This window comes from Metamycoplasma subdolum (genome assembly GCF_033546815.1).
GTDB classification, from domain to species: Bacteria; Bacillota_I; Bacilli_A; order Mycoplasmatales; family Metamycoplasmataceae; genus Metamycoplasma; species Metamycoplasma subdolum.
Genome location: NZ_CP137846.1, coordinates 441,270 through 464,926 on the forward strand (window position 1 = coordinate 441,270; position 23,657 = coordinate 464,926).

Consider the following 23,657-nt stretch of genomic DNA (forward strand, 5'->3'; position numbering starts at 1 on the left):
GGGCAAACTATTCTTTATTAATAAATTTATAATTTTTATATATAATTGTAAAATATGAAAAGCACCAAAAAGGTTTCACTTGCTTGTCAAGTATGTTTTAGAAAAAATTATTACACTAAAAAAAGTAACAGTGCAAGATTAGAAATAAAGAAATTTTGCTCATTTTGTAATAAACAAACAGAACACAAAGAGGAAAAGTAATGGATGAAATTAAAGAAGAAAAAATAGAAGATAAAAAAGAAAGCAAACCAATTAAAGAATCAACTTTAAAAAACTTTGCAAAAGAAGTCAAAAGAATTAAATGACCAAAAAGTGCAAAGGCTTGAAAATGATTTGGTATCACCATCGCTTTTTTGGTTGTAATGGCAATATTTTGTTTTTTAATGACATTGTTATTTTCTAGTGTTTGAAATGCAATTGGAATTAAATCATAGGAGTAAATATGGAAGATAAAGATTTTAAATGATATATGATTTCTACTGTTTCTGGTAAAGAAGACAATGTTATTGAATCTCTTAAAAATAAAATTAGTGCTAAATTTATGGATGAATTTTTTAGAGAAATTAGAGTGTTCAAAATGCCTCACTTATCAAACAGAGAACTTGAGAAAAAAACTAAAGGTGAAGAATATACTGTAAAGTATGTAAATATTTATAAGGGCTACATTTTTTTAAATATGGTAATGACAGACGAGGCTTGATATTTAGTCCGTAACACTCAATATGTAACAGGTCTTGTCGGATCAAGTGGTAAGGGAGCAAAACCAACTCCAATCTCAATGAAAACTTTTCAAAAAATGGTTGATAAAGAAGCTGAACTTATTGCTAAATTTGAAGCTGGTGATATTGAAACAGCATTCAAAGAAGGAACTGTTGTAAAAATTATTGCTGGACCTTTTAAAGAAGAAATTGGTGAAATAATTAAGAACAATGACAACACTAAAAAAGCATTCGTTAATATTGAACTTTATGGAACAAAAACTCCTACTGAATTTGACTATGAAGATTTGGAAATTGTTGGTTAAATAAAGCAGTTTTTCGGAAATTCAAATAATATTAAAATTAAGATTTAAGCCACAATGCTGGCTTATTTTTTTTACTCTCCATATCCCTTAAAAATTTAGCAACTTTGAGAGTATAATTATTTTTATGAACAAGGTAGAAGTTTACATAGATTTTGAAGCAATTACAAATCCTTTTGCTTCAATTATAAAAGTTCCAAATGACACCCCATTTGCTTATAGCATTGGGCTTTTAAATAAACAAAATTTATTTCAAAGTAGCACTTTTATTGTTGATTTTGGAAGACATTCTAATAAAAATTCTATCTTGGAAATTATTAAAAAATCAATCGAAAAAGATATCAAAAGAATTAATCCAAATGTAACAATGGAAGATGTAGTTTTTGTCGGTCACAACCCTGTTTTGGAAAGAAAAATTCTTTTAAAAATTTTCCCCGACAATGAAGTAATTGCACTTCTTCCTAAAATTAGAGGACAAGATATTTCTCTTTCAAAATTGGCTTACAAAAAGTTTAGCAACAAAAAGTTTTTTGTAACCTTGAAGGAAGAAATTTCAAAAAATGAAGGGCTAACATTTATTAAAAATCAAGTAATTGCAAAAGATGGAATGGCTGCAAATTATGCAGGTTACTTGCTCTTTTTAAATTCTGCTAAAGGGAATAAACAGACTGATAAAAGATACAAACTTTTTATTCCTATTAGTACAAGAATTTTAATAAATGAAATAAGAAATTACTCACGTGATGATGTTTTAAAAATGTGCTATGTTATAAATATAGAAAATCTTGAACATGAAATGAAAAAGATCCAACTTAAGGATAGACTAATTAATTTAATTAAAATATTAGATATAAACAAAGATCTAAAAGTTAGCGAACTTATTGAAAAAATTTGAGAAATGTAAAAGAAATGAGAAAGCATGACAAATATAGTAGAAAAGAAACAAAGAAAAAAAATACCATACTTGCCGCAAAATAAAGCTGAGTGGAAACTTTATTTTTTAAAAACTTTCCCAATCGTTATTGGCGAAATTATCTTCGCTCTTAATGGTTTTCTAGACAACTTTATGGTTTCTCACTTGCCTTTTGGAATTGATTCGCTAACTTATGCAAACACTTGAACTTCAATTATTTATACAATCTTTTTTGCAATTCAAGGAATTGCTGCTATGTTTGTTGGGCAATATTGGGGCAAAAAAGAATATAGCAAAGTTAATCAAGTAATGAATATGCGTTTTTGACTTAATGTTATTGTTGTATTTTGTTTCGTTATTCCAATTTACATAATTCCGCAAGACTTTATAACAATAATTGGTGGAAAAGATATTAACGCTCAAGCACTTCTAAACGGAAAAAAATACTTAATTTTAATTACTTTTTCTTGAATAATAACTTGCTATAACTTTAATACCAATATGCAACTTAATGAAACCGGACATTCAAAATATGCTTTTTCAGGTGCAGTTGTTACTTTACTAACAAACGTAATAATAAATGCCGTTTGTCTTTACGGATTTAAACTTCCTGCATATTATGCTGCTGTTGGCTCAATAATTAGTAGCGTTTGTTGTTTAATAAGCGATCAACTTTGAACTTGATTCAAAGTACGTCAAATTTATATGAGCATTTTTAAGGTTTTCAAGATTTCAAAGCCTATTGCAATTCAAGTTTTAAAAAGAACTCCTGCAATGCTTGTAACTATTATTGCAATGATAATGCTACCTTGCAGAATGTTTTTATGAGCACGTGCTTTTCCCGAAGCAAGCATTGGCAAAAAATGAATGGCAATTAGTGGTGTAACTGTTTTAGGTTTAGTTGAATCAATGGCTTCAATTGCAAGTGCAGTAACCGGTGCAATTAGTTCAAATGTTAGCTTTTTTGTTGCAAGAGAACTTGGGCATAGCAACTTTGATGAAGCAGAAAGAAATGCAAAACAACTCAAAGGTTTCCATGCACTTTTCGGTTTCTTCATGAGTTTTATAATGCTTGCTTTAATGTTTTTAATAGCATCACTTCCAGCAACTGCAAAAGGAGTTGAAGAAACCACGCGTGAGTATTTTGAAAATCCAGCAAATCTATTAAAAATTCAAAATGAATTTCCTGGAAAAGTTATTGATTCAAACTTTATTCATCAAAGAATGATCGAAGCTAAAAAAGTTTATACTGATAACTTTTTAAAAACAATGGCAATGGTTGTAATTGTGAATCCTCTTTGATGTTGATTCTATACTACACTTGCAATTATTAGATCGGGTGGAAAAAACAATGTTGCTTCAGGTATAACTTTATTAACTCAAGGCCTTCATTTTGCATGACTTGCAATTATAAGTTTTGTAATAGTTCCTCGCTTCCCAAATTCAATGACATTGCCTTTAGCTTATATGGCATTTTACCTTTTTGATTTGATTAGACTTTTAATTTTTGAACTTGTTCAATGAAAATATAATTGAAAGAAAAATTTAACTATTGAAGTTGATGGGCCTTTTGATGAAAACGGAAATAATTTAGACAACAAAATCCAAGAAGAAATTAAATTAGAAAATAGCCAAAATTAACCAAAAATTGGTTATTTTTTTAACTTTTTTTGTTCATTAAATATTTCTTATTTGCCAAATATAAAGTAACTTTAAACTATAATTATTATTATTTAATATTAAACTTTGATGATGAGAGGAGAAAAAAGTGAACACATTTTTCAAGGTTCAACTTAAGATGTTTTTCCGTCAACCTTCAACTTACTTTACATCAATAATTATGGCTCTTTTGCATATTGGTGTTAGTGTTGCAATTTTTATTAGTTTTAAGGTTGCAGGTAATAATGATGACTTAATTTATTCAAGACATTCAGTTGAACTTTTCAGATCATTTATTGCACCTTTTGGTGTAATCTCAAGCTTTATGGCGACAAGTATAGCCGTTCAATCACTTTTTTATAAGTATAAAGAAGAAGGAATGTTCTATATTATGCAATCTAAGCCAATTACTAGAAATCAAATTTATTGAGCAACAATTTTAGCTGGTTTAGTTGTTATAGCATGACAATCATTTATTATTTCTTTAGGTTATTTTGCTGGGGCAATAATTTATCCAATTTTTAGTTGAAAAAGCAAAATTTTATCTTGAATGATTTTCTACGCAGGTTTTTGTTTAATTGGAATTTTTACCCTAGCTTTAGGTGCATTAATTCATAACTTTATTCAATCAAAACCTTATCAATTCGTAACCGGTGGTCTTCCAACAATTATTATTGTTATTTTAAACTTCATCGCTTCACCATCCGAAACTAAAAAGCAAGTTATTGATAACGTTGCAGCAACAAAAGTTACCAAAATTGTTTCACGTGATGATGATGCAAAGTTAGGAAAATATCTGGCAAATCCAGCGTCAAAGTTTAAATATTGAATTGAAAATCGTTTAGACAATGAAAAAATAAGCGATCTTATTAAAGATAATAACAATAGTTTGTACAACAAAATTTTCTGAATGAATCCAAGCACTTACTTTACAACCCTTTACTTTGAAGTTGATAAACAAGATGCTTTCACAACTACTTGTTTATATGCCGATAAAGTTAAATATGGTGAAAATGAATTTCAAAATTCATTAAAAAACAACGAATTTGTGTTTAAAACTATTGACCACAACGCCGAAGGTAAAGAAATTGTAAACTATTTTGCTCTTTCATACAACCCACCAATGATGGCCGAAATTGCAACAGTTAAAACTTCTGAAGATCCACTTTTCATCAACATGGGAAGTATTATTAAAAACTTTAACACTAAAGAAATTGAAGCTAAAACTGAAAATGGTTATAAAACAATTAAACGAGATTTAATTAATAAAATTGATGAACTTTATTTAGATGATAACTTCGTTTTAAATAAAACACCAATCGTTCTAACCCCTGCAACATTAATGGGTGTAATCAAAAGTATTCAAGAAGATGAAGCACTTTTTGAAATAATTAAAAAGCTTACTGTTGACTATGTTTCATTCAAAAATGAACCAACTTTAACTAAAAAAGAAATTTTAAAATTAAGTCAAGCTGACATTTTGAAAAAAGCTGATGACCCTGCTTTTATTACCTTTACCTTTAAATTTAATCTAGTTAAACAAACTGCAATAGTTTATCTTCTATCTAAATTAATCCATGACAAAAACAACTCAACATTAGTTGACTTTAACTACGCTGACTTTAGTAAATATATGAACCGTGCTAACCTTTTAAGTGGTCTTAAAATTGTTAGATTAAATAGTGGTTCTATCGTTGAATTTGGATCTAAAAAATACATGCACTGAACCGTTGGTTTATTCGTTCCACTAATTATCTCAGCAATTTTAATTGCTGCTGGAGCAGTTGTATTTAGTAGAAAGGATTACTAGACTATGAAAAACAAAAATTTAAATAATAATGAACATGAAGATCAAATAAAAAATACTAGCGAAAATACTAAACTAACTAGAAAATTTTATTGAAATCGTAACCTTTTAAGAGAACATCAAAAAGAATATAACAAGCTTAACAAACATGCACTTGAATGTGTTAAAGATATAACCGAGCCAAAAGATGATGTTGCTATTTCAATCCAACATATTTCAAAAATCTTTCGCGGAAAGCTTGGAAAACCAAACTTAGTTTTAGATGATGTTTCTTTTGAAGTTAAAAAAGGTGAATTTCATGGTTTCATTGGAAATAATGGTGCCGGTAAAACAACAACAATTAGATTAATCCTTAACTACTATCAAAAAAGAATTGGCAAGATTTATGTAAATGGACTTGATTCAAAAAATATCCACGCTAAGGATAAAATTGGATATATCCCCGAGGTATCAGTTTTCCCTCAAAATTTAACAATTTATGAATTTCTATACAGTTTTGCTAGAATGTCAAATTTAAACGATAAGCAAGCTAAAGAAAAAGTAAACTTATTGATGGATAAATACGGCTTCACTTCATCAATTTTCAAAAAATCAGCTCAAAAACTTTCATCAGGCCAAAAGAAAAAAGTTCTACTAATGCAAGCTTTAATTAACGATCCAGAAATTTTAATTATGGACGAACCTGCTGCTAACCTTGACCCATCAGCTAGAATTGAATTTTACGAATCAATCAAAGAACTTCACCATCAAGGTAAAACTATCTTAATTTCATCTCACATTTTGGCTGAGCTTGAAAAATACATTGACTCAGTAACTGTACTAGAAGGTGGAAAAGTAAAAGATAGCGGAAAAGTTGCTGACAAACTGAAGAACAAAATTTACAACTACAAAGTTATATCAAGTGATAATAAAAAACTTTTTGAACTTTTAAAACAACACAAATTTTCAGGTTTAGTTGTTAAAGATTCTTTACTTTTAAAAATTAACAATGCTGAACAAAAAAGTTATCTTTTCACAATAGCATTTTTAAACAGCATTGAAATTACAGCATTTGCTGAAAATAAAATGTCACTTAACCAAATTTATTTCAACACCACAGAATCGGAGTAATCTATAATGGAAAAATATCCACTCACGGAGCCCTTTAAAAAAGGATTCCTAAATGTAAGTAAGATTCACACTATTTACTATGAAGAAGTTGGAAACAAAGACGGCGAAGCCGTACTTTATATTCACGGCGGTCCAGGTGGTTCTATCAAACCAGAAGATAGACAATACTTTGACCCTAAATTTTATCATGCAGTTTTATTTGATCAAAGAGGCTGCGGAAAAAGCACGCCAAGTGCTGAAATTAAAGAAAATACAACCTTAGATCTGGTAGAAGATATTGAGAAACTTAGAAAATACTTAGGCATTGAAAAATGGGTTGTTTTTGGTGGAAGTTGAGGTTCAACATTATCTCTAATTTACGCAATTTCTCACCCTGAAAGAGTTAAAGCATTAGTACTTCGTGGAGTCTATCTTGGAACCAAAGAGGAAAATGAATGACTTTACAATCAAGCAAAAACTTTTTTCCCTGATAAATATGAAGATTTAGTATCAATTTTAGATCAAAAAGACACTGATTTAATCAAAGCTTATTATCCACTTTTAAACAATAAAAACAAAAAAATTGCCCAAAACGCAGCATACCATTGAGCAAAGTGAGAACTAAGTTTAGTTGCATTAAAACAAATACCTAACCTTGAAGAAGTCCTTTCAAACTCAAAATTTAATCTTGAAATTGCAAGGCTTGAAAATCACTATTTCCACAATGACATTTTTTTAGAAGATAACTTTATTCTAAAAAATATCAACAAAATTAAAGATATCAAAACTTACATTATTCAAGGAAGATATGACATGGTTTGCCCACCAATTTCAGCTTACAAGATCTCAAAAAAATTAAATAATTGTAATTTACACTTTGCCCCAACAAGTGGTCACTCATCATATGAAATTGAGATTTCAGAAGGCCTTGTTGATGCACTAGAAGATTTAAAAAAACATTTAAAATAAAGATAGAATTCAAAAAATTACACTTTCAATAAAGTATAAGTAGAACATTGAATTAAAAAAATGATTGCCCTTGCAGTCAACCATTTTTTTACTCTTTTTATTGAATCTTTTTCCCCGTTGCATCGGTGTAACTTGAATGACTAGTTGCAATTAAAACAATATCAACTATTCACCAAATTAAAAATCCACCTAAAGTTATAAATTTTAAAATTCCTAAGACTCAACGTTGTGTATAGAAACGATCAATTCCAAAAATTCCTAAGAAAATTGAAAGCAATAACACTAAAAGTCAGTATGTACTCTTCTTTGGTTTTGTTGCCATTTTGAACCCCTTTTTCTTTATCAACCTAATAAATTAATTTTACTACATTAAAAAGTCAATTAAATTATAATTTGCTTTACTAGGAGATTTCCATGAATGACTCAATATTAAACGTTGCTAAGATATTAAAAGTTAAGGTCAATCAAGTTGAAGTTGTACTTAAACTTTTAGAAGAAAAGGCAACAATACCTTTCATTGCTCGTTATAGAAAAGCCCAGACTGAGGGACTTAATGAAGAGCAAATTTTAAAAATTAACGAACTTTACGAATATGATGTTGAACTAAACAAACGTAAAGAGTATGTTTTACAAATTCTTGAAGAAAAAAAGCTTCTAACTGATGAACTTAAAAACAAAATAATTAACGCTCAAACTAAAGCTGAAGTTGAAAATATTTATGAACCTTTCAAGATAGGAAAAAAGACCAAAGCAAGCGAAGCAATCGCCATGGGTCTTGAACCTTTAGCTTTAGAAATTATGAGAAACGAGGATCAAAAATTCAATCCTTATGCAGAAGCTAGAAAATATCTTTCAGATAAATTAACCGACGCTGATCAAGTAATTGAACAAGCAAGTTTTATTATTGCCCAAATTATTAGTCAAGATATTAAAGTTAGAGATTATGTCAAAGATCAAATTCTAAACTGAGGATATATTGAAACTAAAAAGAAGAAAAATGCTGAAGATGAAAAAGAAGTTTTTGAAAGATATTATGATCACAAAGAAAAAGCTTCAAAAATTCCAAACCACAGAGTTTTAGCTATTGCTCGTGGTGAAGATTTAAAAATCATTAGTTATGATTTTACATTTAATGATAAAAAAATAATTTATGACGTTAACCAAATGTATTTTAAAAACATTAGAACTGGAAAAATCATTTTAGAATGTGTAAAAGATGCTCTTGAAAGATTAATAATTCCATCAATTATTCGTGAAATTAAAAGTGAACTTTTTGCTCGTGCTGAAAAAGATGCAATTAAAATTTTTGCTGACAACGTTGAACAAATGCTTCTTGCTCCAGCAACAAAAAATAAACGTATTTTAGCAATAGACCCCGCTTATATTAATGGATGCAAAATTGCTATTTTAGATGAAAATGGTAACTTTTTAAGTAAATCAATTATCTTCCCGCACCCACCTAGAAATAAAGTAAATGAAGCAAAAGATACAATTAATTCTTTGGTTGATAAATATAATATTGACTTAATTGCAATCGGCAACGGAACTGCAAGCAGAGAAACAGAAGCACTTGTTTCAGATATTATTAAAGAAAGAAAATTGAAGAATAAAAACGAAAAACTAGTCTATGCAATAGTTAGTGAAATTGGTGCTTCTGTTTACTCAGTTTCAAAAGTTGCACAAGAAGAATTTCCTAATTTAAATGTTGAAGAAAGAAGTGCAATCAACATCGGTAGACGTTTCCAAGATCCTTTAAATGAGCTTATTAAAATTGATCCAAAATCAATTGGTGTAGGTCAATATCAACACGATGTTAACCAAAAAGAACTTGAAAAACAACTTGATTTTAAAGTTAATAAAGCCGTTAACTTAGTAGGTGTTGACTTAAACAGTGCAACAAAAACCATCCTTTCTTATATCTCAGGTTTGAGCGAAAAAATTGCTCAAAACATTATTGATTATCGTAAGAAAAATGGTAATTTCAAGAACCGTGAGGAACTTAAAGAAGTTAAAGGACTTGGTGAAAAAGCATACGAACAAGCCATTGGTTTTTTAAGAATTCATGACTCTGATAATTTCTACGATAAAACAAATATTCACCCTGAAAGTTATAAAATCGCTGATAAAATTGTTAAACATTTAAAATTAAATTTAGTTAACGATAACAAAGAAATTTTGGGCAAAATAGATAGTAAAGATTTAGCCAAAGAACTTGCAATAAGTGAATATGATGTTGCTTTAATTTTAGACTCACTTTCAAATCCAGGAAAAGATATTCGTGATGATAAAGAAGGCTTTATTGTTAGCGATGAGATTTTATCAATAAATGATTTGACTATAGGCAAAATTTTAAATGGGCAAGTCTTAAATATTACTGATTTTGGTGCCTTTGTTTTCATCGGTGTAAAACAAAACTGTTTAGTTCATATTTCTAAAATGCAACGTGAAGGTTTTGAGCCAATAACCCACCCATCACAACTTCTAAAAGTAGGCGAAAATATTAAAGTTAAAATTATCGAAGTTGATCCTGAAAGAGGGAGAATTCAAGGCGAACTAATTTGAAATTAAAATTTCAATTTATTTTAGTATATAATGTAGATACTTGTTTTTATATTATAAAAAGAAGGGTAGGCGTTACGCCTCCCCTTTTTAAATAAAAGTGTAAGGAGAAAAAATGAGCGAGAAAAAACAAGCAAAAGTAGTTTCAGAATCAGCTAAACTAATTTTTACTCAAATTGACAACCTTTCAAAATTAAGAAATGTTGATAAAAGTTTTATCGTAAATCTTTTTAAAGAAGAAATTTTAAAAACAATTTATGAAGATTATGACGCTGATGCTGAAATCGAATTTAATTTCGATGAAGAAAATGCATCTTTCACAATAACTAACTTAAACAAAACAGTTGTTGCTGATCCTAAAAGTGCTACTGAAAAAGATTCAGTTGAACCAATTATTGATGTTGTTTATTCTGAAGCAATAAAAGAAAATCCTAATATTAAAATAGGCGATACTTTTGCTCAAGAAATTAATTTTGGAAACTTTCCAAAATCAGTTTATACAAGAATTTTGCAAAAATTTGAAAACGAATTCAAAGCAATTGATAAACAAAAAATCTTTGATGAATATAGCAAAAAAATTGGCGAAGTAGTTAAAGCAACTGTTGCTTCAAAATTAAAACAAGGTCTACTTTTAAAAATTGCTGACACAGTTGATGCTTTCATGCCTCCAAATGCAATTAACAAAAAACTTTTAGACAAACTATATCTAGGTCAAACTATTGATGTTTATATTGAAAACGTAAACTCTGAAAATAAAGTTGCCCAAGTTATTGTTTCATCAGTTGAAGGTAAAATTTTAGAAAAACTTTTACACAAAGAAGTGCCAGAAATTAGTCAAGGTTTAATTGAAGTTGTTTCAACAGCACGCTTTCCTGGTGAAAGAGCAAAAATTGTAGTTAAAAAAACTGAAAAAGCAGGTGCAGGTATTGAAGCAGCTGGTTCAGTTATTGGTGAAAACGGTTCAAGAATTGATGCAATAAGTCGTCAACTTGATGGTGAAAAAATTGATGTTATTGAATATTCATCTGATATTAAAGAACTTATCATGAACGCACTAAGTCCAGCAAAAGTTATTGATATTATTGAAAAACCTTCAAAAACTAATAAGTATCCTAATTTTATAGTTATAGTTCCTCAAGTTCAACATACTTTAGCTATCGGTGGAAAAGGTCAAAACGTTTCTTTAGCATCAAGTGTTGCTAAAGCAAGACTTGATATTTTAAGTGATAAAGAGGCACGGGAAAAAGGTTTTGTCTTTGCATTCAATGGAAACATTACTGAAGAAGAAATTAAAGCTCTTGAAAGTGGAAGAAGATTACGTGCAAACTTTAAAAAAGGCAAACAACAACCTCCTCAAAATTACAATACGAATATTGATTTAAGTAATTTTGATGAAGATTTACAAGCAATTCGTGAATCACTTAACTTTGATGATAAAGATTTTGCGAAAGAATTTTATGCCGAAAGTGACATTGACCTTCACCTTGAAGAAACTTTAGCTAAAGTTAAAGATGAAATTGAAGAAACTAAAAACGATGAAATAGAAGACAAAGATCCTTATTCAAACGAAAAAGTTAAAGAAGATTACGAAAAAATAGCTAAAACTAAACTTAAAGATTTCAAAAAAGATGATGATTTAAGTGCTGACCTTGACTTTGATTTAAGTGATATTGGCGATGAAGAGTGATAAAAGAATTGAACGAAAATCAATATCTAATAACACAAAATACACCTTAGATAAATTAATTAGATTTGTAAAACAAAAAGATGGCAAAATCCTTTTTGATATAGATCAAAAACTAGGTGGTAGAGGTGCATATTGCCTCAATGATGAAGAAAATATTGAAATTTTGTTCAGAAAAAAACTTTTAAATAAGGCTTTTAAACAAAATATTAGTCAAGAAGTTTATGATAATTTAAGAAACGAGGTGGCAATATGGCAGAAAAAAAGGAAAGACAATCAAATTTAGAACAAATTAAAAAACATCTTTCAAGCAGTGAAACCAAACTTGTTGATGGAGTTTTTAACTTTCACGGGCCTTTGACCGTTTCAGAATTTGCAAGTAAAGTTAAAAAAACTCCAGCAATAGTTTTAACTTACTTTTTCAAAAAAGGAATTGTTAAAACAATTAATACTTCCTTGAATGAAAATGAAATCGCTGAACTTTGTTTAGAGTTAGGTTATGACTTTGTCAAACAAGAAAATGTTGATTCAAGCAATGTTTTTGAAAACCTTAAAATCGAAGAAAAAGATGAAGATTTAGTAAAAAGAGCACCAATTATTACTATCATGGGTCACGTTGACCATGGTAAAACAACCTTAATAGATCAAATTAGAAAAACTAATGTTTTACAAAGTGAATTTGGTGGAATTACCCAACACACTGGGGCTTATCAAATTAAATATGGTGATGAAAGAATAACTTTGCTTGACACGCCAGGGCATGAAGCTTTTACAGAAATGCGTGCTCGTGGAGCTAAAGTAACTGATATTGTTATTCTAGTAGTTGCTGCTGATGATGGTGTAAAACCTCAAACTATTGAAGCAATTGATCATGCAAAAGCAGCCAAGGTTCCACTGATTGTTTTTGTTAACAAAATGGACAAACCTGACATTGACATTGAAAGAGTTAAAGCTCAACTTTCAGAACATGATGTAGTTTGTGAAGAATGAGGCGGTGAGGTTCCTTTTGTTTATGGATCAGCAATAAAAAATCAAAATATTGATAAGCTTTTAGAAACTATTTCTTTACAAGCAGATCTTTTAAACTTAAGAGCAAATTTAAACCGTGATCCAATAGGAACAATTATTGAATCAAAAGTTGATAAAGGAAGAGGAGTTGTTGCCACTGTTATTGTTGAAAATGGTACTATGTACGAGAGAGATTTCATTGTTGCAGGTGCACAATATGGAAAAATTAAAACCTTAAATTCAACTGATGGACTTCCACTTCAAAAAGCTTTACCAGGAATGCCAGCAATCGTAACTGGGCTTAATAAAGCACCACGTTCTGGTGAAAGATTTATTGTTTTGAATGATGAAAAATTTGCTAAAAAACTTGCCGAAGATAGAGCTTTCCAAGATAAGCAAAAAGAACTAAATGCTAAAAATGTAAATATAATTAGCGAACAAACAAAAACTATTAACGTAATTATCAAAGGCGATGTGCAAGGAACTGCTGAAGCAGTTAAAAATACTGTAAGTAAAATTAAAAATGATGAACTTTCAGTTCAAGTTATCCGTGCAACTGCTGGTGAAGTTAGCAAAGCTGATGTTATGCTAGCAACTGCCTCAAATGCAAGAATTTACACCTTCAATATTCCTTCAATAAACTCTGAAGTTAAAAAACTTGCCGAACAAGAAAATATTAAAATAATTCAACACAATATTATTTACAAAATTGTTGACGAACTTCGCTCATTAATTAAAAGTCTAAAAGAGCCTGTGTATGTTGAAAAACTTATTGGCGAAGCCAATGTTATCCAACTTTTCTACTATTCAAAAGTTGGAACAATTGCAGGTTGCATGCAAAATGAAGGTCAAGTTAAAGAAAATTGCAAAGTTGAAGTTTGAAGAAAAAACAAACTTATTCATAAAGGTGTAATTGAATCTCTAAAAAGAGAAAAAAATGATGTTAAAGTAGTAGAAAAAGGCTTTGACTTCGGAACCCACATAAAAGACTTTGATAAAATAGAAATAGATGATGAATTAAAATTTTACGAGGATGTGATTCAAGATGACGAATAACATAAATCACGAAAGAAAAACTAGCCTGCTTTTACAACTTATAGGGCAAAGTTTCTATAAATTACAAGATTTCGATGTTACAAACATTGCAATAAATGACGTAATTTTAAGTAAAGACGGTTCACACGCTAAAGTGTATGTAACCTTCTTCAAAGAAAAAGCAAGATACTTTGAAAAGATTACAAAAATGGCACCATTTATTCGCTCTCAAGTAGCTCACAATTGAAAATATAAAAAACTTCCAGAAATGGAATTTCTAATTGACAATGTTGAGCCATCAGCGAATAGAATTGAAAAAATTCTAAAGAAAATTCAAGAATAAAATGCAAACATTTGATGCAATAGTTATTGGAGGCGGTCACGCCGGAATTGAAGCATGCTTTGCGTTAGCAAAGCGAAATTTTAAAGTTGCCTTAATTACTTTAAATACAAACCGTTTAGCAATGCTACCATGTAATCCATCAATTGGTGGTTCAGCAAAAGGAATAATAACACGTGAAATTGACGCTCTAGGCGGTGTTCAAGGAATTTTTGCTGATAAATCAATGATTCAAATTAAGATGTTAAACTCTTCAAAAGGTCCAAGTGTTTGATCTTTAAGGGCACAAATTGATAAAGAAAAATATTGTCAAATCATTTTAGAAGAAATTAAAAAACAAAAAAATATTACTTTAATTGAAGATGAAGCTTTAGATTTAATTGTAGAAAATAATTCTTGCATCGGAGTTAAAACTTTAACTCACGGCAATATTTTTTCAAAAGTAACAATCATGACCACTGGTGTTTATATGAACTCAAGAATCTTGCGTGGCAAAGACATAAAATACGATGGACCAGATGGCGAAAAAACAAGCAATGATCTTTCAAATAATTTAAAAAAATATGGCTTTGAAATTATTAGACTTAAAACGGGAACACCTTGCAGAATTTATACCGACAGCATTGATTTTTCTAAAGTTGAAAAAGAAAAACTTGATAAAAACGAGCTAAATTTTTCAATGCATTCAAATATAAAATTAGATGAGCAAACTTGTTGTTATATAACTCATACAACTTTAAAAACTAAAGAAATTGTTTTAAAAAACTTGGATAAAAGCTCTCTTTATTCAGGAATAATAATTGGAATTGGCCCAAGATATTGTCCTTCAATTGAAGATAAAATTGTCCGCTTTCAAGAAAAAGATACACATCATATTTTCTTTGAACCAGAAACATCAAAAGGCGACATAATGTATATAAATGGTCTTTCAACTTCAATGCCAGTTGATGTTCAAGATTTAATGATAAAATCAATTCCTGGGCTTGAAAATGCTAAGGTTCAAAAGTATGGTTATGCTATTGAATATGATGCAATTAATCCTTTAAATTTACATAAATCTTTAGAATCTAAATTAGTTAAAAATTTCTTTTCCGCTGGTCAGCCTAACGGAACTAGTGGTTATGAAGAAGCGGCTGCTCAAGGGCTTGTTGCTGGAATAAACGCAGCAAATAAACTTGACAATATGCCTCATATGGAAATAAAAAGAAATGATGCTTACATTGGCGTTTTAATTGATGATATTGTTACAAAAGGAACAAATGAACCTTATAGAATGCTTACTAGTAGAGCTGAATATCGCTTGCTTTTAAGAAACGATAATGTTGATATAAGACTTGCAAAATATGCTTTTGAAAACAAGATGATTGATGAAAAAGAATATAACCGCATAAATCAAAAATACGCTTCAATACAGAAGAAAATTGAAAATTTGAAGGAAGATTATGTTTCGGCAAATTCAGATCTCGCAAAGAAATATAATAATTTCAATGGGATCTCAAAATTAAAACTTTTAGCTAATCCAGCAACTGATCCAATTGATATTTTAGGAAATGATTATCCTTACATAAATGAACTTACAATTCAAGTTAGACTTTTTGGTTATCTTAAAAAACAAGAAAGTACTGCTGAAAAAATGCTTCGTCTTGAAAAATTAAAAATACCTGTTGATATTGATTATTATTTAGTTGATAATCTCGCAACCGAAGCAAGACAAAAACTTACAAAAATTAAACCAACAACGATCGGGCAAGCTTCAAGAATAAGCGGAATTAATCCTGCTGATATTCAAATGTTAATGTATTATTTAAACAATAAGAGATAATATGAAAATAAATATAATAGCAGTTGGAAATTTGACTAAAGAATTCAAAGATTTATATGATTCTTATGTTAAAAAAATAAGTTTCTTTAGCAAGATCAACTTAATTGAAATAAAAGAAATTAATGAACAAAATATTGAACTTAAAAAAGAAAAAGAAACAAAACTTATTGTTGAAAAAATTCCAAAGAGTTCAAAGATCTTTTTGTTATCAATCAAAGGTAAAACTTTTGATAGTGTAGAATTTTCAAATCTTTTGGAAGAAGATAACCTAACTTTTGTTATCGGAGGTTCAAACGGTGTTTGCGAAGAAAACTTTGATAATAAAATTTCATTTTCAAATCTAACATTTCCTCATCAACTTTTTAGAGTAATGTTGGTTGAACAAATATATCGTGGATTTACTATTAAAAATAACATTAAATATCATAAGTAAAGTTAGTTGAAGGCTGACTTTTTTTAATTAATTTTTACATGAAAAAAGTTATTAATTTTATATAATTATGTTATATAAGCAGGAGGAAAAAATATGCATTATAATGAGGAAACATTTAGAAATTTTTTAAAAGATTTAGAGTTAGAACGTTATAGAGAGGATTTCGGTCACGTTAAAATATAATAAAAGAGGAAAAATGAATTGGTTAGAATTAATAAAACAATTAAGAAATAAAATGCTTATTACTCAAAGCGAACTTGCAGAAGAAATTGGAGTTACATTTGCTACTGTTAACCGTTATGAAAACGGATGATTTGAACCAACCATGAAAATTAAAAGAAAACTTATGCGTCTTTTTAAGATATATGGAATAGTAGAAAGCGACACTAACTATGGAAAATAACAAAATTTTTATTGGCGATAATCTTAAAACAATGAATTCAAAATCATTCGAACCTTTTTTAAATAAAGTTAAATTCATTTATATCGACCCACCATATAATACGTTAAATACAACTTTTGCTTATAAGGATAAAAATTACAATTGAGCAGAAGATATACAAAAAAGACTTGAGGTTTCATATAAATTTTTAACCGTAAACGGAGTTATTTTTATAAGTATTGACGATAATGAACTTGCAACGTTGTTGCAAATTTGTTATAAAGTTTTTGGAAAAGAAAACTATGTTGGGCTTTTCATTACCAAGCAAGCACAAAGAAGCAATGCAAAACATATTAACACTATCCATGAATATGTTTTAGCATTTGCTAAAAATAAAAAAATGCTCCCTAAATTCTATATAAAAAGAATGGAAAATCCTAGTGAAGCATTATTAATAAAAGCAATTATTAATAAAGTTAAAAGAAGTTTTAAAATTTCAAAAGAAAAAGCTAGTTTGGAGCTTAAAAAATGCATTAATGATTACAATAAACAAACAGGATTAACTTGAATTAACAATTATTCAAACATAGATGAAAAAGGAAACATATTTTTTGCCAAAGATTTATCAACTCCTGGAAAACCAAATAAATTAGTTATTAATGAAATAAATCTTACATTAGAGCCATTAAAAACTCGTGCCTGATCAAGCAAGGAGAAAATCCTCAAACTTCATAAAGCAAAAAGACTTTGCTTTAAAGATGGTAGACCTTATGCTATTGAATATTTGAATGAGGCAACTGACAATGTAAATTCAATTTTAAATTTCTATTCAAGGCAAGGGACTAAAAGTTTGAAAAATATGGGACTTTATGGTTTATTTGATACACCAAAACCAGTGGAATTAATTAAATTTCTTATTCGTTCTTCACAACATGAAGATTCACTAATTCTAGATTTTTACGCCGGAAGCGGCACTACTGCTCAAGCTGTGTACGAAATAAATAAAGAAGATAAAATGAACCATAAATTTATACTTATTCAACTTGATGAACCTATTAACGAAAAAAGCGAAGCATATAATGTAATGACAACCTTAGGCTATGAAAAGCCAAAAGTAAGTGATGCTATGATTCATAGAATCAAAACTTTCTTAAAAATAAATAATTTAAATGATAATTTTGAAATTGAAAACAAAATTTACGAATAAAAAACTCGCCATTACAAATGCGAGTTTTTGTTGATATTATTTTATTTTTGCAAGGTTAAATTTATTCAAACTCTTTGTAAAACTTGACCTTGATTTTGCATTTCATATTTAAAATTTACTTCACTTAAGCCAAGAGAAACTTCATATAAAAATAAGTCTAATGTGTACTCTTGATTTTCGTGTTTTAAGGTTCAATGAGTTATCTCATCAAGTATCATATAAAGCTCATTTTGTAAATACTTAATTTTTACTTCTTCTTCACTTATTTCAAGATGATGTAAATTTGAATTTTGATCACTAAAATCAAAAATTAAAAATTCGTCTTTTGTTTTTTGAAAAAATGGAATAAATGGTGTTTCGAAAGAAACTTTTCATTCATCATCTATGAAAGTTTTTGAAGTATATTTTAATTGCATTTGTTTAGCCTTTCAAATACAATATCTTTACCAAATAAATAAATTGCTTTGGCAAGTTCCGGTCCATGTTCTTCATAGGTTGCAGCAATTCTAATTGGCATGAAAAGATCTTTACCTTTTACATTTAAAATGTCTTTGGTTTTATCAATACATGCTTGAATATTTTCAATAGTAAAACTTACTTTTTTAAGTTCATTAAAAAACGTTTTAACTACTGAATTTGTTGCAATACAATTTTCTAAATTTTGCTTTGGATTAAGGTAAATTTTAAGATTTTCTTTTAATTCATTAATTGTTACTGCATGTTGTTTATATGTTTCGACAAAAAGTTCATTTCACTCTTTATTTTTAGGTGAATTTATTAAGCTAATTAATTTTGAATTTTCAACCTTTTTCATATATTGTTTTGAAAATCATTCCATCTTAATAATGTCAAATTTAGAAGGTGATTTTGAAAGCCTTGCAGGATCAAATTTTTTAATTAATTCTTCACGCGACATTATTTCAGATTTATCAGCACTGGTTCATCCAAGCAGTGCCAAAAAGTTAAAAATAGCTTCAGAATTATAACCTTCATTTTTGTAATCTTCAATAAATTGTTTTAATGTTTTATCACGTTTTGAAAGCTTTTTCCCTTCCATATTTGTAATAATAGTAAGATGTCCAAATTCAGGATTTTTTCATCCAAATGCTTCATAAATTGCAAGCTGTTTTGGTGTATTTGTTATATGTTCTTCACCACGTAAAACATGAGTAATTTCCATTTGATGATCATCAACAACAACTGCAAAATTATATGTAGGGTAACCATCGCTTTTTAAAATAACAAAGTCACCAATGTCATCACTATTAACTTCGATATGTCCACGAACTAAATCTTCTCAAGCAAAAATTTTATTTTTAGGAAGTTTTAAACGTATTGAATATTGTTTTTCTTTTTCTCTTTTTAGTTTTTCGCTTTCATTAATTTTTAATCAATTTGGATCATATCTAAAAGAAGCAATTCCCTTTTTTTCTTGTTCTTCTCTTTGCTTTTCAATTTCTTCTGGAAGATCATATGCTTTATAAGCATTGCCTTTTTTTATTAAATCACTTATTAAATTTTGATAAATTTCAAGTTTTTCGCTTTGACGATAAGGTGCATATTTTTTATTAGGTTTTAAAGGACTTTCATCAGGAATAATTCCAAGTCAAGCTAAATTATTTAATTGGCTTTCTTCTCCGCCTTCAACATTTCTTTCAACATCAGTATCTTCTAATCTAAATACAAAATCACCGTTGTAGTGTTTAGCAAAAAGATAACAAAAAAGGGCAGTTCTTGCTCCTCCAATGTGTAAAAATCCGGTGGGACTTGGTGCATATCTTGTTCTAATTTTTTTCATAATTTATCTCTTTTCTAAGGTTTTTCAAAAAATATTATTGTAGGCTCACTTCTTGTTCTTAAAAATTTTTCTTTATCAAGTATTCCTGGCTGATATGGTCAAGGTGCTTCTTCGGGATTTTCAGACCCATTTGCACTTTTAATAATACTTGCACTTTTGTCTAAAACTGATTTTCAATCATCAGAATGATTGTGTCATTGTTGAGAAGCTTTATCTAAGTAAAAATACATTACAAATAATACATCATTTCTATTTAGATAATTTTTAAACTTTGAATTTCTAATACTTGGCCAAAGTTGAACCATTTCTTGTGGTTTTCAAGTAAAAATTCTATAATCAAAGCCTTCTTTTGATAAATATGGATTGGTAAAATCAAATAAATCAGCAAATTGTGTTTTATAAATTTTCGGTTTTTTGATTGAATTAGATTTTGGATTATTATTTGCATCCAAAACAGGAATTTTTTTACCATTTTTGTCTAGTTTAAAACTTCCATCGGATTCTTTTTCATATTCGTTTATATAATAAAACGGGTCTTTTCTGGAAACAGGATTTTGAATATCACGATTATAAGCATAAAATTCAGAAAGAGAACCTTTAAAATAAAAAATTCCATCACTTCTTTTTATAAACATTTCAGGTTTATTTTTTTCATTAGTTTTAATTGGAGGAAGGCCTTTCCCTGAACAATTAATTGATAAAAGCGGAAGTGAAGTTAACGAAAAAGTCCCTAATAGCATTAAAAATTTAGCTTTTTTCAAGATTATTACCTCTCTTTTAAATTGTGAATTTCCTTATATTAAATACTTTTATATAATTATAAGTTATAAAAATTATGTTAAATTTAAAAATTTATTAAACAAATAAAAACGTAATTTAAGAAATCAAGTAAAATATGTCATATTCTTAGCGGAGGAAACGATGGAAGATAAATTAATTAATATTGCTGATCTTTTTAAACCACTAACGACAGATTTTTTAACAAAAAAATTAGAGGCAGTTGCCCCAGCGGAAACTGCAGGAAAAATTGCACTTTACCTCGCTACTGCTTTAACGATTATATCCCTTATCTTTTTAGCAATTGCAGGTATTCTTCTAATTGCTTCACTTATTATGGGTATAATGCCTGCAAAAGAACCGAACGCAGCCTTTGATGAGGGCGCTAGAAAAAGACAAAAAAGATCTAAGGTTATAAGAGCAGTAGTTTCGGCAATAGTTCTCGGTATCTTGGGTTCAATATTCCCGATCGTAATTAATATTATAGTAAAATAGTGAAACTGCCTTTGGCAGTTTTTTTATTGCTTTTTCTAATGCACAACATTATTACATAATGTATTAAGCGACTTTTCCTAAAGTTTTCCTAAAGTTTTCACAAATTTAATAAATTCTAAAAATCACTCACTACAATGAAAATATGAGAATAAAAATTCAGAATGATATCAAAGATTGCGGATTAGTTGTGCTTCAAGCTTTTTACAACAAATTTTATGATAAATGAATTAATATTAATGAATTTAAGTGAAGGGCTAACTATTCCAAACAGGGCATTAATTTAGAAGAACTTGCAAAAATAGCGTCAAATTTTAATCTTGAATTAAATGCAATGCAAGGTGATTTTGTTTCATTTAAAAAACTTAAACTAAAGGAAGAAATTTTTACTTTAATTTTTGAAAATAACACATTTCACTATGTGATTATTTTAGAAAAAAATGACAAGGAAATTATTTTGCTTGACCCCTTTAAGGGCAAAAGAAAGCTTGCTTTAGACGACTTTAAAAACTTGTATCAAGAAGTAATTATTTATGTTAAGAAAAAGGAGAAGATTCTTCCTATAAAATTAGTTGAAAAAAGAACAATAATTAATAATAAAATTTGGCTTGTTATTTTGACTATTATTTCAACAATTTTAAGCCAAGTTTTAATTTATGGAACTAGTCTATTTTTTAAATATATTATTGATAAATATTTACAAAAAGTCCATCATGATGAAATACTAAAAATTACTATCATTTTCAGTTGATTAATTGTTGTTAGAATAATTATTTTTTATGCTAATTCGCTTCTTAAACAAATAATGATTTTAAAAGTCCAGAAGCAGCTATTCAATTCCTTTTATAAAGCAACAATTGAAGGGAATTTAAAACAACTTGAAAAATTAACAAGAAGTGAATATTTGCAAAGAGTTGGACTTTTGCCTTCAGTTGGAACGTTTTTAGCAACTATTTTTTCTACAATTTTTAACGATATTTTAATGTTGATTAGTATTTCAATATTGCTTTCTATAATTAGTTGAAAACTTTATTTAATAAGTATTGGTTTCTTGAGTATGCTAATTTTAATAATTGCTTTATTTAAAGACAAAATTTGAAAAAAATACAATCCAATACTAAACAATAATCTTGAGATTATGACTAAGCAAATTGAATCTTTTTTAAATAGTCAAGAAAGACTCAATAGTTCAATAAAAGAAAGCAATGTAAAATCATTTGAATTTCTAATGAAATCCAATGAACAAATTTCAAAAACTTTTTTCAATACTTTGAATTTAAAAGATGGATTTGTAAAATTGATTATTTTAATCGGACAAACTATTTTGGTTTATATTGCAACTTTCTATCTTTGAAAAGATGAGCTGGAACTTGGAAATTTGGTTTTATTCAACACATTATTTTCACTAATGATTACTCCTAGTGAAAGTATCACAAATTTGTTACTAAATTTATCAATTTCTTTGAATGACTTAACACGTGTTGAATACATTTTGAATTGTGAAAAAGAAGACCTAAATACTGCAGGAAAAATAGTAGATAAAATTACTAAAATTTCTACAAAAAATCTTTCATTTTCCTACGGTTCAAATTTAATACTAAATTCAATTAATTTATCAGCAAAAAATTCAATCGTTTTGAAAGGAAATAACGGAAGCGGAAAAACTACATTGGCAAAACTTTTTGCCTCGTACTATTTAGATTATTCTGGAGATATATTTATAAATGACATTAACTTGAAGGAAATTAATATTAAAGATTGAAGAAACAAAGTTTTCATTAATAACAACAATGAATATTTCAAAACAGGCTTTTTAATTGAAGTTATAACAAACGAAGACAAACAAGCCCTGCATAACTTTATTGAAAATGCTAAGAAATTCAAGCTCATTGAAATGCTTGAAAAATTTAACCTAAATTTGAACAAAAGGATTGAAGCCGGAGGAATGTTTCTTTCAAGCGGTCAAAGGCAAATTATTAATCTTTTAAGACTATTTGCTTTTGATTATTCGCTCATTATTCTTGATGAAGCATTTGAAAATATTGAAGAGTCATCAAGAAAGGATTTAATGAAAGCAATAAGCAAAATTCATAAAGAGAAATTCTTTATTGAAATTAGTCACTCAGAACAGCATATTTTCAAGAAACATCAAATTAATATAAATTTGATCAATTGTTAATTTAAACCCTAAAATGCTATAATTTTCTTATTATGAATTTCATTAGTTTTAAGAACAAAAGTTATCACAAATTTGACTATCTTAGTGACTTTGAAAACATTTTAATTGAAGCACAAAAAGAATTCAAAGAGCCTAAAAATTTAAATGTTGATATTCTATTTGTTACAGCTTTAGAAATGAAAAAGTTAAACAATGAATATCGGGGAAAAAATTACACAACAGACATTTTGTCGTTCCCGCTTGATGCTACAAAAGAATTAGATTTTTTAGATTCAGTTATGCTTGGTCAAATTATTATTTCACCATGAAAAATAAAAAAACAAGCAAAAGAATTCGGTCATAGTTTAAAAAGAGAGTTTTGTTACATTTTTGCTCATGGAATTGCACACTTATTTGGTTTTGATCATCAAACTGAAGAAGAAGCAGAAATTATGAACAATCATGTTGAAAACATAATGAAAAGATTGAACATAGGCAGGTAAG

Annotated in this window: 24 protein-coding genes; 20 read left to right on the forward strand and 4 right to left on the reverse strand. The window is 28.3% G+C overall.

The window, feature by feature from the left end:
* Nucleotides 1-54 precede the first annotated feature (54 nt).
* The 8 genes from rpmG to pip all read left to right on the forward strand — a co-directional run bounded on the left by rpmG (nt 55) and on the right by pip (nt 7,458).
* Nucleotides 55-201: a 50S ribosomal protein L33 gene (rpmG, locus tag R9C05_RS02015; protein WP_121940878.1), complete on the forward strand. Its 147-nt coding sequence runs from the start codon at nt 55-57 to the stop codon at nt 199-201.
* Nucleotides 201-434, forward strand: coding sequence for a preprotein translocase subunit SecE (gene secE / locus R9C05_RS02020; RefSeq protein WP_121940879.1), 234 nt, complete (start codon nt 201-203; stop codon nt 432-434). The genes rpmG and secE overlap by 1 nt, the downstream gene beginning before the upstream one ends.
* 8 nt (nt 435-442) lie before the next feature.
* A complete protein-coding gene (gene nusG, locus R9C05_RS02025; protein WP_121940880.1) occupies nt 443-1,024 on the forward strand; it encodes a transcription termination/antitermination protein NusG in 582 nt (193 codons plus the stop codon).
* Between the two features lie 124 nt (nt 1,025-1,148).
* On the forward strand, nt 1,149-1,925 hold the full coding sequence (locus tag R9C05_RS02030; protein WP_121940881.1) for a DUF2779 domain-containing protein: 777 nt from the start codon (nt 1,149-1,151) through the stop codon (nt 1,923-1,925).
* A gap of 15 nt (nt 1,926-1,940) precedes the next feature.
* Complete coding sequence (locus tag R9C05_RS02035; protein WP_211320127.1) at nt 1,941-3,575, forward strand: MATE family efflux transporter; 1,635 nt, start codon at nt 1,941-1,943, stop codon at nt 3,573-3,575.
* Nucleotides 3,576-3,702: 127 nt separating this feature from the next.
* The gene (locus tag R9C05_RS02040) at nt 3,703-5,403 is read left to right on the forward strand and encodes an ABC transporter permease (RefSeq protein ID WP_121940882.1); all 1,701 of its coding nucleotides are present in this window, start codon (nt 3,703-3,705) and stop codon (nt 5,401-5,403) included.
* Between the two features lie 3 nt (nt 5,404-5,406).
* Nucleotides 5,407-6,510, forward strand: coding sequence for an ABC transporter ATP-binding protein (locus tag R9C05_RS02045; RefSeq protein WP_121940883.1), 1,104 nt, complete (start codon nt 5,407-5,409; stop codon nt 6,508-6,510).
* Between the two features lie 6 nt (nt 6,511-6,516).
* Nucleotides 6,517-7,458 carry a prolyl aminopeptidase gene (gene pip, locus R9C05_RS02050; RefSeq protein ID WP_121940884.1) on the forward strand — a complete coding sequence of 314 codons (942 nt, stop codon included), beginning with the start codon at nt 6,517-6,519 and terminating at the stop codon, nt 7,456-7,458.
* A 97-nt stretch (nt 7,459-7,555) separates the two neighbouring features.
* On the opposite strand, the gene R9C05_RS02055 is transcribed toward pip, so the two are convergent.
* Complete coding sequence (locus R9C05_RS02055; RefSeq protein WP_121940885.1) at nt 7,556-7,780, reverse strand: TM2 domain-containing protein; 225 nt, start codon at nt 7,778-7,780, stop codon at nt 7,556-7,558.
* 92 nt (nt 7,781-7,872) lie between these two features.
* Here R9C05_RS02055 and R9C05_RS02060 point away from each other — a divergent pair, with 92 nt between their 5' ends.
* The 9 genes from R9C05_RS02060 to R9C05_RS02100 all read left to right on the forward strand — a co-directional run bounded on the left by R9C05_RS02060 (nt 7,873) and on the right by R9C05_RS02100 (nt 17,928).
* Nucleotides 7,873-10,026, forward strand: coding sequence for a helix-hairpin-helix domain-containing protein (locus R9C05_RS02060; protein ID WP_121940886.1), 2,154 nt, complete (start codon nt 7,873-7,875; stop codon nt 10,024-10,026).
* A gap of 106 nt (nt 10,027-10,132) precedes the next feature.
* Nucleotides 10,133-11,707 carry a transcription termination factor NusA gene (gene nusA, locus R9C05_RS02065; protein ID WP_121940887.1) on the forward strand — a complete coding sequence of 525 codons (1,575 nt, stop codon included), beginning with the start codon at nt 10,133-10,135 and terminating at the stop codon, nt 11,705-11,707.
* On the forward strand, nt 11,694-11,987 hold the full coding sequence (locus R9C05_RS02070; RefSeq protein WP_121940888.1) for a YlxR family protein: 294 nt from the start codon (nt 11,694-11,696) through the stop codon (nt 11,985-11,987). Before nusA ends, R9C05_RS02070 begins: the two co-directional genes overlap by 14 nt.
* Nucleotides 11,954-13,765, forward strand: a complete 1,812-nt coding sequence (gene infB, locus R9C05_RS02075; RefSeq protein ID WP_121940889.1) for a translation initiation factor IF-2 — start codon at nt 11,954-11,956, stop codon at nt 13,763-13,765. The genes R9C05_RS02070 and infB overlap by 34 nt, the downstream gene beginning before the upstream one ends.
* Nucleotides 13,755-14,087 (forward strand): 30S ribosome-binding factor RbfA, encoded by a 333-nt coding sequence (gene rbfA / locus R9C05_RS02080; RefSeq protein ID WP_121940890.1) that lies wholly within the window; start codon nt 13,755-13,757, stop codon nt 14,085-14,087. Before infB ends, rbfA begins: the two co-directional genes overlap by 11 nt.
* A gap of 1 nt (nt 14,088) precedes the next feature.
* Nucleotides 14,089-15,906, forward strand: coding sequence for a tRNA uridine-5-carboxymethylaminomethyl(34) synthesis enzyme MnmG (gene mnmG / locus R9C05_RS02085; protein WP_121940891.1), 1,818 nt, complete (start codon nt 14,089-14,091; stop codon nt 15,904-15,906).
* A gap of 1 nt (nt 15,907) precedes the next feature.
* Entirely contained in the window at nt 15,908-16,339 is a 432-nt protein-coding gene (locus R9C05_RS02090) for a 23S rRNA (pseudouridine(1915)-N(3))-methyltransferase RlmH (protein ID WP_121940892.1), read from the forward strand.
* 196 nt (nt 16,340-16,535) lie between these two features.
* The gene (locus tag R9C05_RS02095) at nt 16,536-16,742 is read left to right on the forward strand and encodes a helix-turn-helix transcriptional regulator (protein ID WP_121940893.1); all 207 of its coding nucleotides are present in this window, start codon (nt 16,536-16,538) and stop codon (nt 16,740-16,742) included.
* Nucleotides 16,732-17,928, forward strand: coding sequence for a site-specific DNA-methyltransferase (locus R9C05_RS02100; protein WP_121940894.1), 1,197 nt, complete (start codon nt 16,732-16,734; stop codon nt 17,926-17,928). Before R9C05_RS02095 ends, R9C05_RS02100 begins: the two co-directional genes overlap by 11 nt.
* A gap of 41 nt (nt 17,929-17,969) precedes the next feature.
* Here R9C05_RS02100 and R9C05_RS02105 read toward each other — a convergent pair whose 3' ends face one another.
* The 3 genes from R9C05_RS02105 to R9C05_RS02115 are packed head-to-tail and all read right to left on the reverse strand — an operon-like array spanning nt 17,970 to nt 20,487.
* Nucleotides 17,970-18,344, reverse strand: a complete 375-nt coding sequence (locus R9C05_RS02105; protein WP_121940895.1) for a hypothetical protein — start codon at nt 18,342-18,344, stop codon at nt 17,970-17,972.
* Nucleotides 18,335-19,726 (reverse strand): glutamate--tRNA ligase, encoded by a 1,392-nt coding sequence (gene gltX / locus R9C05_RS02110; RefSeq protein ID WP_121940896.1) that lies wholly within the window; start codon nt 19,724-19,726, stop codon nt 18,335-18,337. Before gltX ends, R9C05_RS02105 begins: the two co-directional genes overlap by 10 nt.
* 14 nt (nt 19,727-19,740) lie before the next feature.
* Nucleotides 19,741-20,487 (reverse strand): hypothetical protein, encoded by a 747-nt coding sequence (locus R9C05_RS02115; protein WP_121940897.1) that lies wholly within the window; start codon nt 20,485-20,487, stop codon nt 19,741-19,743.
* Between the two features lie 160 nt (nt 20,488-20,647).
* Here R9C05_RS02115 and R9C05_RS02120 point away from each other — a divergent pair, with 160 nt between their 5' ends.
* The 3 genes from R9C05_RS02120 (at nt 20,648) to ybeY (ending at nt 23,656) form a co-directional block, all read left to right on the forward strand.
* A complete protein-coding gene (locus tag R9C05_RS02120; protein ID WP_121940898.1) occupies nt 20,648-20,998 on the forward strand; it encodes a hypothetical protein in 351 nt (116 codons plus the stop codon).
* Between the two features lie 142 nt (nt 20,999-21,140).
* Nucleotides 21,141-23,174 carry an Mbov_0121 family peptidase domain-containing ABC transporter gene (locus tag R9C05_RS02125; protein WP_121940899.1) on the forward strand — a complete coding sequence of 678 codons (2,034 nt, stop codon included), beginning with the start codon at nt 21,141-21,143 and terminating at the stop codon, nt 23,172-23,174.
* Between the two features lie 32 nt (nt 23,175-23,206).
* The gene (gene ybeY / locus R9C05_RS02130) at nt 23,207-23,656 is read left to right on the forward strand and encodes an rRNA maturation RNase YbeY (RefSeq protein WP_121940900.1); all 450 of its coding nucleotides are present in this window, start codon (nt 23,207-23,209) and stop codon (nt 23,654-23,656) included.
* Nucleotide 23,657 lies beyond the last annotated feature (1 nt).